Here is an 11,208-nt window from a genome sequence, read left to right on the forward strand (position 1 = left end):
ATTCTCTTAAAAAAAGGAATATTCTTATGCAACTTCTTACATGGCTTAGCGGCGGGTCTACGACATCAAGTTATGAACTGCCCAGAACGAAAGTTAATAATCCAATTGATAGATCTTTGGAATCAAGACTTGAAAATTTAGAAAGCTATTCCCTTTTAGAACTTCAGAAACTTTATGAAGATCTTCTAAGAAGAAAGATCAGTAAAGACAATCCGAACTTGCAAAAAGTCATGTCTTCTATAGAGGCAATGAGAAACGATCTTCCCCTTTTTGCAAAAACTATGGCAATTCATAAAAAAGAAGAGAAGTATTCCTCAAACAGGTTAGAGCTTAAAGAACAGGATCCGACAAAGTTATTTGCCTTTAGTCTTTCTCTTGAAGAAGTGAAAAAAATTGTCGATGAAAGAGGGGATGAGCTTCTTGAAATTACCCTCCTTATGGCTGTGGATGATGAATTGGTAGCTAAAATTGCTGAAAAATGCGTTAACTTAACTAGCTTTGTTGTATTTGGATTTGCTATTCCAGGCTGCACTACAAATGCACTTAATGAAATTAAGAAAATGGTGAAATTAAACACCCTTTCCCTGGACTATTCCTCCTTTAGGGATTGGACCTCAAAAGATATTGTCAGTTTGCTATCGCAAACCTATTTTCAAGAAAATATGACGACACTCAGCTGTTCTGTATTTGATTGCGGAGATTCAGTGTTTCCTCCCATTGCGCAGTATAAAAATCTAAATAAGTTAACTTTGGAATCAGGTTTTGACTATAATTTAATGCCGGTTTTAACTTCCCCAACCTTGCAAAAAACTGTGACTAAACTTCACTTAAAATATGTGTATAAAGTTACAGATGAAATGATAGAGGCCTTAAAAAACTTCACGGAGCTAAAGCATTTAGAGATTACCCCAAGTGAAGAGTATGTTGGCGCAGGGTCTTGGTTTGTGGAATCTCAAAAATTTCAGGAATATTTAAAGTCTAATGGTAAAAATTTGGATGTCTTGATTCTTGGAAAAGAGGTGATTCTTGATGCAAAGATTATGCAAACAATTTTTACCCTGACTCAATTAGAAAAACTAGTCCTTGCCAATTGCAGGCGCGTAAATTTGGATGATGAGCCTTTCCTTGGCCTTCAGAATATGAGGAAGCTTTCTCATTTGACAATGAGACGTTTGGGAGACAAAGATAATAGCGGGTTTGGACCTCGTGAATTTTCTCATTTAGCCGGACTTTCCTTAGTTGAACTTGACTTGAGCTTTCATAGAAAAAGCGGAACTTCTTTAGAGGGTTGGCAACTCTTAACTCATGGAGAAGCGGCAAAAACGTTAAAGGCTCTTTCGATTGAAGGCCTTCAAACCACAGACATTAGGGGAGAAGCTTATAATTTTTTAGGCAATTTATCTCTTGATTCCCTGAGAATTAACAATTGCGGTTGGGTGAATGACGATGTCCTTAAATCCTGGATCGGAACTCCTCTTTCTAGAACACTAAGCGAACTGGAGATAAGGGGTAATGCTTTGACGCCGGAAGCCTTTGTGCTGTTCAATAATTTCCCTGCACTTTCCGTTTTGGGTTTATCTCAAAATAATGGAATCGACGGTGTCAATAAGGCAGGGTATTATTTGACAGAAAACGAACATTTAAGAAGGAACTTGAGAGGTCTTTACATCGGTGATGTCGATGTGGAACTTAATGCTATTCTTAAATTAGTGAATAATTTTGAAAAGTTAGAGGTTTTGATTACAGCCTGCAATAGTGGGGTAACAAAAGAGGAAGAAAAATTAATTAATAATGTTTGCGAGAAGAAGGGAATATCTTATTTGCCGGATGGCTCAGAGGTTAGGTGGCGTTATCAATCTCTTTTACAAACGATAAAATTTTATAAAAAGCAACGAGAATAATTTATTTATAAACTCTTCTAAATTAAAATTTAACTATGTTATTTCTTATATTAAACCGATAACTATCTTTTCGGAGGAATATGAGAGTCATAGAGTCTTTAAACTTGGAAGAAGCGAAAAAGATCATTGCAGCGGCAGAAAAAAAGGCTATTGAAATTGGGCAGCCAATGAATATAGCAGTTGTTGATGCCGGCGGAAATCTAATTGCCCACGAGAGAATGGACGGGGCTTGGATTGGAAGCATTGATATCTCGATAAAAAAGGCCTTTACCTCTCGGGCCTTTGATATTTCTACTAAGGAATTGGGCGAAAATTCTCAGCCCGGCAAGCAATTCTATGGCATCCATCTCTCAAATCAAGAAAAGATCATGATTTTTGCAGGTGGATTGCCTATCAAAAAAAATGGACAAGTAGTCGGGGCCATTGGAGTAAGCGGGGGATCCGGGGATCAGGATCAGGAAGTGGCTGAGTACGGGGCAAGGTCTTTATAATTTACAAAATCTTAATTATAAATTTATTTTAATTAATATATTAATCTATACTATTTTCCTTTAATTTTAAATTAAAGGATAAAAAATGAATTCTATCGGCCCCAATCTCCCAGAGCTTCACGATCTAAGTTTTGAAGTTATTGATTCTATGCAAGAAAGCTCTCTTCCCTTCTTTAAAGAGCTTAATCAATTGCCCGAAACTGCCCTTGAGGTCAGAGCTTTTAAGGCTATCAAAGCGAGTAATATTTATCCAAATAAGGAAGAAAAAGAAAGAGCCCTAGAGATGGCGTCTTATGCTGCGATCATGTACCGCGAGTTGGATGAAATTGAAGAAGTTTTTGGCAATCAACTATTGCCCACTCCAACTGATTTGGGAGTTTTTCTCCCCACAGGACTAAAACTTCAAGCTTTCGGCAAAGAAGGAGAGGTTGTTCTCGCCATTAGAGGAACCGAGCTAGATCAAGACCTGTTGACTATGATTAAAAATCTGATTGCAGATATGGGAATCGGGCGTCATAAATCAAATGAAGATCTCTACCAATCGATCCAAAAAGTGAACGAGAGAGTTTCGACAAGGTATGGGTATGAGATCGAAGAAGGGGTTTTGGAAAAATTTAAAGCCCTTCTAGAAGTTCGTGTTTTAGGAGACAACGATTCAAGCCGGGTTTTTGAGGTAGCAAGCAGGGTTGCGAAAAGTATTGGGGAGGGAATCGCTAAGGGCGGTGCTTTCGGTGTTCTCACAGGCGGTATTATAGGCGCAGCAGCCTTAGGTATTGGTCTTGCAAGCTTTCCGATTGCTGCAACGGCTGCCGGAGCCGTTGGCATTAGCGGCGCTTTTTTTGGCGGCGGCATAAATGGGGCTTCAGAAACAGTCCAATGTTTAACAGTCATGGATGGCTACCCAACTCTTCTTTCCTATGTTAAAGCGACAGATGATTACATAGTGGCTTTAAGAGAGCGCGGCTTAATTAATCAAAGTGTTAAACTAACTGTTGTAGGCCACTCTCTTGCAGGTTATTTAGCAGCAACGACCGCTACCCAAGCGGATGAAATCCATGCCTTTAATGGCCCGGGGCTTCGCTTAGATACAGAAATGTCTGAAATCTGCAATAACTTAGGCTGGAACCGAAAAATAAATCCTATTGTAGAGTATCATTCTTATTCTATGGAAACGGACTTTATAGGCAACTTATGTACAAGAACCGGACCTTTAAGAACATTGACGCTTCCTATTACTTTTGATGCCGTTATCAATGATTTTCCAGCTTGTAATTACAAAGGTCCGCTTGCCCATCATGGGATAATGATCATTCGAGAGCTTATTCGAAATTCTTCCATCATAGGAGTAGAAAAGCCTTTAGCTCTCACTTATCCAAAAAAAGATGAAGGTGAAAAAGAAAATTAAAAAAATCCCTCTCAAGAGGGATTTTTTGTTTAGTTACTTTTAAAAAAGCTCCCTTAATGTTTAATAGCTTCAGTTTTAATTTTCTAAAAATTGAAATTTCCTTTAAAAATGAGGGCAAAATTTTTTAAAGGGAACATTTCAATGTCATGTGAAGTCCAAAAATATATAACTGCTTCTCCTCGTACGCCCTCTCTTTTTGAAAGATTTATGGAAATCAATAGGGGAGAGAAAAACACCCTTAAGAGAAAGAAAGCCTGGGAAGAATGCCTTGAGTTAAGTGAGGAAGTAGCAAGCTACTCCACCACCATTTTCTTGGGTTTAGGAACCATCACTTTCTTTTGTTTAAAAAAATTCCCAAAAACTGCTTTGTTATTAAATCTTCTTTTTTTAATACCTGCCCTATTATTTAGAGATGTGGAAATTGTTTCCGCAAAAGCGCAAGAAATACTGAAGGCAACCCATCAAAAAATTTCTACACCACAGGAGCTTGCAGCAAAACTCCTTGAAGACACGTGGTTTATGAATAAATTTTTTACAAATCTTCTTATCAGACAATTGAACAAAAGGACGTTCAGTTTATAAAATTTTAATAATCAATAGATTAGAGTATCTAAGAAAATTGATTAAAATTTTTAAGTTGAACTTGAGGATCTTCGCTAATCCCATTATAATAAGAATGTAAACCTTTAAGAAGGCCTACTTAGAGATAGACCTAAATTTTAAAGGCTATGTTAAGACGTATGAGGTATGTATGACCCGAAAAATGAAAGCTCTTGAATTCGTAGATAATGGCTACAATATTTCTGTTACCGGAAGGCATGTTCTTGTAACAGACGCAATGAAAGATTATGCTATAGAGAAACTATCTCGAATTGAAAAGTTCACTGATCGCATTATTGATGTTGCTATACGTATGGACATCCAGAGAGCTGAGCACCGTGTTGACCTTTATATGACAGTCGGACATCTAAAAATTAAAAGTTCAGCTACAAGTAACGACATGTACGCGTCAATTGATAAAGCTGTGCATAAATTAGAGACTCAGCTTTTGAAGTATAAGAGCCGACTGCAAGATCATACCGCAAAAAACCTTTCATCCATAGATATGAAAGTTAATGTTTTAGGTTTAGGTGGGAGTGATCTCAAGGAAATCAACGATGAAATTGAATCAGAAAATAACCGTGCTCTTATAGACAGTTATAGATCTCATAAAGTTGTGGACTCTGAGACTAGGCCTTTAAAAACCTTGAACCTCGATGAAGCTGTTATGAAAATGGATCTTTCAGGAGATTCTTTTTTAATTTTTCGATCGGAAGAAGATCAAAAGCTAAAGGTGATTTATAAAAGAAAAGAAGGCAATTACGGGGTAATTGAAATAGAAAGTTAATGCCTGCGGCCGATAAATTGTTTTGTCTTTCAAGAAATAAATGGATTGCCTCTACACCTGAGGAAGGCGTGAGGCAATTTTTTTTGCATCTCATGGTAAAAAATCTTGGATTTCCGAAAAACCTTCTTTCTGTGGAAGCAAGGCTTAAGAATTTTCTTTTTGAATCGAAAAAAATTCCCAAAAGAAGAGCGGATATCATCGGTTTTTTTCCCTTTAAGGATACGCTCAAACCTTTGATTTTAATTGAGTGTAAAAAAGGGCCTCTTAAAGAGGAGGATTTCTACCAAGCCTCAGGATATAACTTTCACTTGCAGGCAGCTTTTTTTGGAGTGGCTTCAAAAAATGAATTAATGATTTGCGATGCTAGAAAAATAGAGCCTGCATTTTATCATATCCCTCCGTATCAAGAACTTGTTCTTAAAGCTTCCCGATTAAAGGATTCTTAAGTCTTTGTCACTAAAAAAATTTCACCGTTTTCAATTTCAATATCATAACGCTTAGCCTCTTCTCCTTCGACGTTTGTGCAAGCGCCTGTCGCGATATTAAATTCCCATCCATGCCATGGACAGGTGACTTTACAGTCTTCAATTGTCCCCTCGCCAAGAGGCCCTCCGTCATGCGGGCATTCATTGGAAAGAGCAAGTATTTTTCCTTCAATATTAAAGAGGGCTATTTCTTCACCCCCGGGGATAGATACGATTCTTGCTTTACCCACCGGAATATCTTCTAAAAGTGCAATTTTAGTTCTCATATCAGTATCCGTGATCTCCGCCGACAGCTCCGCTTGGATGTAGGGCTAAATAATAAGTTACAAGATAAGGATTTCCGCTTTCAACAGTAACCCAGCCGGTTTTTCCTTGAAAAAAAGCTTCTAAGTCTTCACTTTTTGTCGTATCGATTAAAAAGGCTCCATGTGGAGGAATTTCGATTTCTTTTCTTAAAATTTCCAAATCGCTTTCCCTATAAAACTGTAAAAGGATCTTATCAGATTTTTTATAATCCTTTTCAGGGGAAGAATTCATGATAAATAAACAAAAATGCGGGGTGTCAAAAACAAGAGGAGCCCATCTAAACGATTTATTTTTCTTCTCAAAATCAGGATTAAAGGGTTGAAGGTTGGTGCAAATATTACAGCCAAGGATTTCCTTTTTTTGGGTAACGTCTAAAGCAATTTTTATTCTTGAGGGAATAGGGTCTTTTCCGGTTTTTGTAGCAATTAGCCTTATAGAAAGGGGTTCTATGGGATCTTTACCTAAGAAATTGCGAACGAAATTTTTCATTGGAAAGCGTTTGAATTGAGATTCTGATTCTAAATTTTCAAAAAGTTTTCCTTTACCGATTAGGGTTCCATTTAAAGTGTAGATTTCAGCATCGATTGAAAATTGAGAAGGGGTATAGATGGGGTAGAAAGAAAGGGTTGTTTCAAGATCATCTTCAATTAGCAAAGGGAGTATTAAACTTGCGTCATGCCATTTTTCTTCCGAATCCAACCAGTAGTCTTTTTTCGAGGTGGCGGTTGTGCAATCGTAATAAGAGTGGGTGATGGACGCAATAAAGGGAATATCTTGAAAATTACCAACAAGTAATCTTGGAAAAGCCCACTCTATATCGAAATTCAATTTTAGTGTTCCAATTTCATTTTTAAGAAAGGGGGCTAAATCAATTTCCTTTGCCGGATAAATAAATTTTGTTTCGTAAGGAGCGACTTTTCCCAAACGGAATAAATTCTCCTGGATATTTCCATTAGCATTAATAAAAGTAGCTTTGATATTTTTATCTTTATCTTCTTTAGGACCATTTACAAAAGCAAAAAAGGGATTCCCGCCATTCGCCAACGTTATATTAAAGCCGCTTTCAGCAACTTTTGTAACCGTATTGGCCTGATAATCCTCATAATTGTTAAAAATTCGCTCCGCTGTGTGAACAAATGTGCTGAAATCGGCCCCGTAATAGTTTACAGTGGTTGCCGGAAAAGGAAAAACAAGAGGCATGCTTGAAAAAAATTCAAGTTCCAAAGACCCTTCAAACAATTCTTCTCCATACTCCGATTCCTCTAAAATATCCTTAACTTCCACACGGAAAGCCCTGGGTTCTGTAATGAGTGAAAAGGTTCTGCTTAAGAGTGTCCCATCTTTTCTTCTAAGTGTTTTTACAAAGCCGATGGCCGGAATATTTCTTTTCACCATCCAATATCCAAAGAAAAGGACGCGAGATTGGATTAAAGGAGATTGCATGACCGGAAAAATTGCTGAAGCTCGGAAAGCAGGCTCTTTTTTATTCAGACTCTCTTTTTTTGTGGTTTCTTCGAGGTGATCCCAGTAGCTTCGCATGATTTTTATAAAGCCTTAGTTTACAGGTTTTTAGGTGTTTAAGTGGGAACCCGTTTAGTTTTTAGTATAAAAAAATAATTTTAAAGGGGAAAGCATTATTCCTTAGGTTTTTTAAAACCAAAACGATTCCTCTCCATTGAAAAGATATTTTTAATTTGATAATTTTTTATTGGGAGATTTAGAGGATGAGCTAAGTTAACCTTAGGGGAAATTATGGCCGAAAAAGATGATACCGTAGACAAAGCTCTAAATGAAATTAAAAAAATAATGGATTTAATTTCAAAACATAAATCTGAAGCTTTGAATCTTGATTTAGTCGAAGATATTAATGAAAAATTAGATGATTTAGAAAGCAAAGTGACCAGTTTTTCAGAAGACACGGATGAAATGCTTCTAAATTTCGGCATGACTAAGCAGCGAATGGCAGAGGTCGTTAAAGAAGTCCCGATAGACATTGAAGGAGATGAAAAGGAAGCTTTAAAAAGGGCTTTAGAGCTTAAAGATGAAATCATGAAAATGAGAGAGGAATACGCCAAAGAAATCGGTGTTCCCGGAAAGACAACAGAAGAAATTGAAGCTTCAAAAAGTCCCAAAGAAAAAAAACGTGCGGAAAAAAAACTTTCTAAAGAAGAGCATCGGAAGAAGTACAAGAGACTAGGCAGCTCAAAAAAATGGAAGCCTCTTTAATCTATTAATGAAAAGGGTCGTAAAGGTCGATAAATGGATGAAAAGGAGAATTTGGAAAGAAATCTCGCTCTTTTTGGAAAAATTTTTCCAGCAGATGCGAGCCGCATAAGAGAGATACCTTTCACCGAGGTTCATTTTGCTGAAAGTGTGAATGGACTTCCTAATTTGACAATTGAAGAAGGGGGCGAACTACATTTTTTATTAAATAAAGAAAATCCAATAGAAGAAGCTTATCTCTGGACGAGTTCTTTGCCTCTTACTACTATCGATGTCGTTTTTATATATGGTGTAGGTCTTGGATATTATTACGATGCCCTAGAGAGCTGGTTAAATTCAGGTCCGAACAAAAATATCATATTCATTGAGGATAACCCTGAAATTCTTAAAAGGTTTTTTCAAACGGAAAAAGCCGCAAAAATTCTTGCCAACTCAAAAGTTAGAATTTACTTAATAGAAAATTTTCTCAAAGAAGATAAAAAATTTAATGAAATTGCTCTTTTCTATTGTAAAGCTCCATTCAAAATTAGCGCCCTCCTATACAACCTGCGGCAAAAAAGTGAAAAATTAATAAAGCTTAATACTGTATTAGAGTACATGCTCAATATCCAAAAGATCTCTTCATTTGAGCTTGAACACTTGGGGTATAACTTTTTCTTAAATTTCTTTCAAAATCTGGTAAAACTTCCGGAATCGAAACAAGCAAGTTTGCTTTACAATCGCTTTAAGGGCATGCCGGCTATCATCTGCGGGGCAGGACCTTCCTTGAATAAAAACATTCACATTTTAAAAAAGCTAAAAGATAAGGCTGTCATCATAGCACCCGGAACCGCTATGAATGTGCTGAATAAAGCCGGCATTGTTCCCCATTTTGGCGCAGGTATAGATCCAAACCCGGATCAGACGCTTCGAATCCTGACTAACAATGCTTTTATGACCCCTTATTTTTATAAAACAAGAATGAATGCTACAGCGCTTAATTTGATTCAAGGGGATTTGCTTTATTTAAATGGCTCCTATGGATACAAAATCTCTTCTTGGTTTGAAGAAGAGCTTGGACTGAAAGGAACTCCTTTGGAGGAAGGGTATAATGTAGTTAACGCATCCTTTGAAATCGCGAATGCTTTAGGATGCAGCCCTCTAATAACTGTCGGCGTCGATTTAGCTTATTCAGATGATGAATCTTATGCTGATCTAACAGCCAAACATCCTTTAAGCACAAATCCCATTCCATTCAAAACTAAAACTGAGACAGAAGAGCTTCTTTCCAGAATGGATATCAATGGAAAACCTGTCATGACCTTATGGAAGTGGCTTTTGGAGTCTGTTTGGTATTCAAGATGGGTCTTGGAGAACCCTCAAGCAGAGTTTTTAAATGCGACTGAAGGCGGTATCGGATTTCCGGGAGTTTCGAATATCCCTTTGGAAGAAGTTTCTGAAACTTACTTAAAAAAAGATTTTGATCTGGATGGCTTTATCCATCTTTGGATTCAAGAAGCCGAGATGGAAAAAAACGTCTCCTTTAAACACATTGATGAGCTTCTCTTGAAGCTTGAAGTAAGTTTGAACAAGTGCCAAGAAATCATAGGCCGCATTAAACAAGAGTTTGAAATTTTTTCTAAAAATCTAGGCCCTGATGAAACTGCCGTCAATAAGTTGACAAACCCGAATGTGATTCAGCTTTTAGGACAGCTTGAAAATGAAATAGGGTATCAGGTGGTCTTGGACTCTTTCAATGTTTATTTTAATAAAGCCTTTGAAAAAGAAGTGCAAAATTTAACGATTAATGACGATGTTTTAGGAAAATCGGAAGTAGAGAAAAGAAAACTTGAGATCCATGCGGTTCGATTTAAAATGCTTGAAAAGTTGGCGAGGGACACTTTAGTTTTTATTAAAGGTGCCAAGAAATATCTTTCAGAGACAGCTCACTTAATTGAAGATAGCAAATCGTCCCATGAAAGGATTTACGAGAATGAAGGAAAGTATTCGTCCGATGAATCAAAATTGCTGATAGAAGAACCGCAAAATCATCTCTTTATTCAAGAAAGTTATTCTATTCCTTTAGATCGATTCGAAGAAGACTTTCAAGATAAAGGAAAACATGTTTACTTTCGAAAAAGCGGTCTTCTTCACGGCGCTTCCACTTACTATTTTAAAAATGGAAATGAAGCTTACATAAGCTATTATTACAACGGAAATAAAGTAGGAAGAAATAAAGCTTTTTACAAAAACGGCTCTCTTTATTCACTTTCATTTTATAAAGAGGGTAAAAAAGAAGGCAAAGAATGGTATTTATATCCGAATGGAGGATTAAGGGCAGAGCTTGATTACCGCGAAGGAAGTCTGAATGGAGATGTTAAGCTTTTTTACCCAAATGGGACTCTCAAGCGGAGTTTATCCTTTCAGGATGGCCTCAAAGAGGGCCGTGAGGTTTTATTCTCTCCAAATGGCGTCCTTATCATTGAAGCTGAATATTCACAGGATAAGCCGAAAGGTATCGCAAGATACTATAACCTTAATAAAACAGTGATAAAAGAAGTCCATTTTGATGAAGAGGGCAACCCTATAAAAACCCTTTCCGAATTAGAAACCGGTGAATTAAAAGAAGTACCTAAAGAATTAAAGGAAGAAGATTACTTCGACAGTGTCACAAAAGCTACCAAAGCTTTGACATCAGCTCTTGAAGCCGTAAGTCAGAGGATAGCCCTGTTTCTTGGGACTTCTCTTGAGGATAAGGATAATGACTTAAATCGGGATATCAAAGAATTAAGAGAAATGTTAGCAACGATTTCCTCCGATTTAAGCATCTTAAAAAAATTAGAAAACGAACTTGAATATGAAAGCGGGATGTCTTCCAAAGCTTTTAAAGAGCCGATATGGAAATCTCCCTCCGCCAAAAGACTTTTAAATGCTCAGATCTCTGTTCTTACCGAGGATTTAGAAAAGCGATTGATTGATATTGAAAAACGAATCGTAGATTTAAAAAATAAAAAAACCACTTAATTTAAGA

At 36.9% G+C, this 11,208-nt stretch carries 10 protein-coding genes; 8 read left to right on the forward strand and 2 right to left on the reverse strand.

Translation table 11 applies throughout. The features are described from left to right. The first annotated feature begins 26 nt into the window (after positions 1-26). From CSEC_RS00655 to CSEC_RS00680, 6 genes are all read left to right on the forward strand, one after another. Positions 27-1,901, forward strand: coding sequence for a hypothetical protein (locus tag CSEC_RS00655; RefSeq protein WP_041016479.1), 1,875 nt, complete (start codon positions 27-29; stop codon positions 1,899-1,901). Between the two features lie 80 nt (positions 1,902-1,981). Continuing rightward, on the forward strand, positions 1,982-2,392 hold the full coding sequence (locus CSEC_RS00660; protein WP_041016480.1) for a GlcG/HbpS family heme-binding protein: 411 nt from the start codon (positions 1,982-1,984) through the stop codon (positions 2,390-2,392). 85 nt (positions 2,393-2,477) lie between these two features. Next, complete coding sequence (locus CSEC_RS00665) at positions 2,478-3,797, forward strand: glycine zipper family protein (RefSeq protein ID WP_041016481.1); 1,320 nt, start codon at positions 2,478-2,480, stop codon at positions 3,795-3,797. Positions 3,798-3,938: 141 nt separating this feature from the next. After that, positions 3,939-4,379 (forward strand): hypothetical protein, encoded by a 441-nt coding sequence (locus tag CSEC_RS00670; RefSeq protein WP_041016482.1) that lies wholly within the window; start codon positions 3,939-3,941, stop codon positions 4,377-4,379. Between the two features lie 169 nt (positions 4,380-4,548). After that, the gene (gene hpf / locus CSEC_RS00675; protein WP_041016483.1) at positions 4,549-5,184 is read left to right on the forward strand and encodes a ribosome hibernation-promoting factor, HPF/YfiA family; all 636 of its coding nucleotides are present in this window, start codon (positions 4,549-4,551) and stop codon (positions 5,182-5,184) included. Then, positions 5,184-5,630, forward strand: coding sequence for a type I restriction enzyme HsdR N-terminal domain-containing protein (locus CSEC_RS00680; RefSeq protein WP_041016484.1), 447 nt, complete (start codon positions 5,184-5,186; stop codon positions 5,628-5,630). The genes hpf and CSEC_RS00680 overlap by 1 nt, the downstream gene beginning before the upstream one ends. Here the strand turns inward: CSEC_RS00680 and CSEC_RS00685 are convergent. Next, positions 5,627-5,935, reverse strand: a complete 309-nt coding sequence (locus CSEC_RS00685; protein WP_041016485.1) for a Rieske (2Fe-2S) protein — start codon at positions 5,933-5,935, stop codon at positions 5,627-5,629. The genes CSEC_RS00680 and CSEC_RS00685 overlap by 4 nt on opposite strands. Before the next feature lies 1 nt (position 5,936). Further along, positions 5,937-7,514: a hypothetical protein gene (locus CSEC_RS00690; protein ID WP_041016486.1), complete on the reverse strand. Its 1,578-nt coding sequence runs from the start codon at positions 7,512-7,514 to the stop codon at positions 5,937-5,939. Between the two features lie 213 nt (positions 7,515-7,727). Between CSEC_RS00690 and CSEC_RS00695 the strand changes: the two genes are divergently transcribed. Both CSEC_RS00695 and CSEC_RS00700 read left to right on the forward strand, forming a co-directional pair. Beyond that, positions 7,728-8,201 (forward strand): hypothetical protein, encoded by a 474-nt coding sequence (locus CSEC_RS00695; protein ID WP_041016487.1) that lies wholly within the window; start codon positions 7,728-7,730, stop codon positions 8,199-8,201. A gap of 33 nt (positions 8,202-8,234) precedes the next feature. Continuing rightward, on the forward strand, positions 8,235-11,201 hold the full coding sequence (locus CSEC_RS00700) for a 6-hydroxymethylpterin diphosphokinase MptE-like protein (protein ID WP_041016488.1): 2,967 nt from the start codon (positions 8,235-8,237) through the stop codon (positions 11,199-11,201). The last annotated feature ends 7 nt before the right edge of the window (positions 11,202-11,208 follow it).

This window comes from Criblamydia sequanensis CRIB-18 (assembly GCF_000750955.1).
Lineage (GTDB): Bacteria > Chlamydiota > Chlamydiia > Chlamydiales > Criblamydiaceae > Criblamydia > Criblamydia sequanensis.

Bases quoted from the DNA above. Each gene is read 5' to 3' on its own strand.
- CSEC_RS00700 (WP_041016488.1), top strand. From the start codon at position 8,235: ATGGATGAAAAGGAGAATTTGGAAAGAAATCTCGCTCTTTTTGGAAAA.
- CSEC_RS00655 (WP_041016479.1), top strand. From the start codon at position 27: ATGCAACTTCTTACATGGCTTAGCGGCGGGTCTACGACATCAAGTTAT.
- CSEC_RS00665 (WP_041016481.1), top strand. From the start codon at position 2,478: ATGAATTCTATCGGCCCCAATCTCCCAGAGCTTCACGATCTAAGTTTT.
- CSEC_RS00660 (WP_041016480.1), top strand. From the start codon at position 1,982: ATGAGAGTCATAGAGTCTTTAAACTTGGAAGAAGCGAAAAAGATCATT.
- CSEC_RS00670 (WP_041016482.1), top strand. From the start codon at position 3,939: ATGTCATGTGAAGTCCAAAAATATATAACTGCTTCTCCTCGTACGCCC.
- CSEC_RS00680 (WP_041016484.1), top strand. From the start codon at position 5,184: ATGCCTGCGGCCGATAAATTGTTTTGTCTTTCAAGAAATAAATGGATT.
- CSEC_RS00685 (WP_041016485.1), bottom strand. From the start codon at position 5,935: ATGAGAACTAAAATTGCACTTTTAGAAGATATTCCGGTGGGTAAAGCA.
- hpf (WP_041016483.1), top strand. From the start codon at position 4,549: ATGACCCGAAAAATGAAAGCTCTTGAATTCGTAGATAATGGCTACAAT.
- CSEC_RS00690 (WP_041016486.1), bottom strand. From the start codon at position 7,514: ATGCGAAGCTACTGGGATCACCTCGAAGAAACCACAAAAAAAGAGAGT.
- CSEC_RS00695 (WP_041016487.1), top strand. From the start codon at position 7,728: ATGGCCGAAAAAGATGATACCGTAGACAAAGCTCTAAATGAAATTAAA.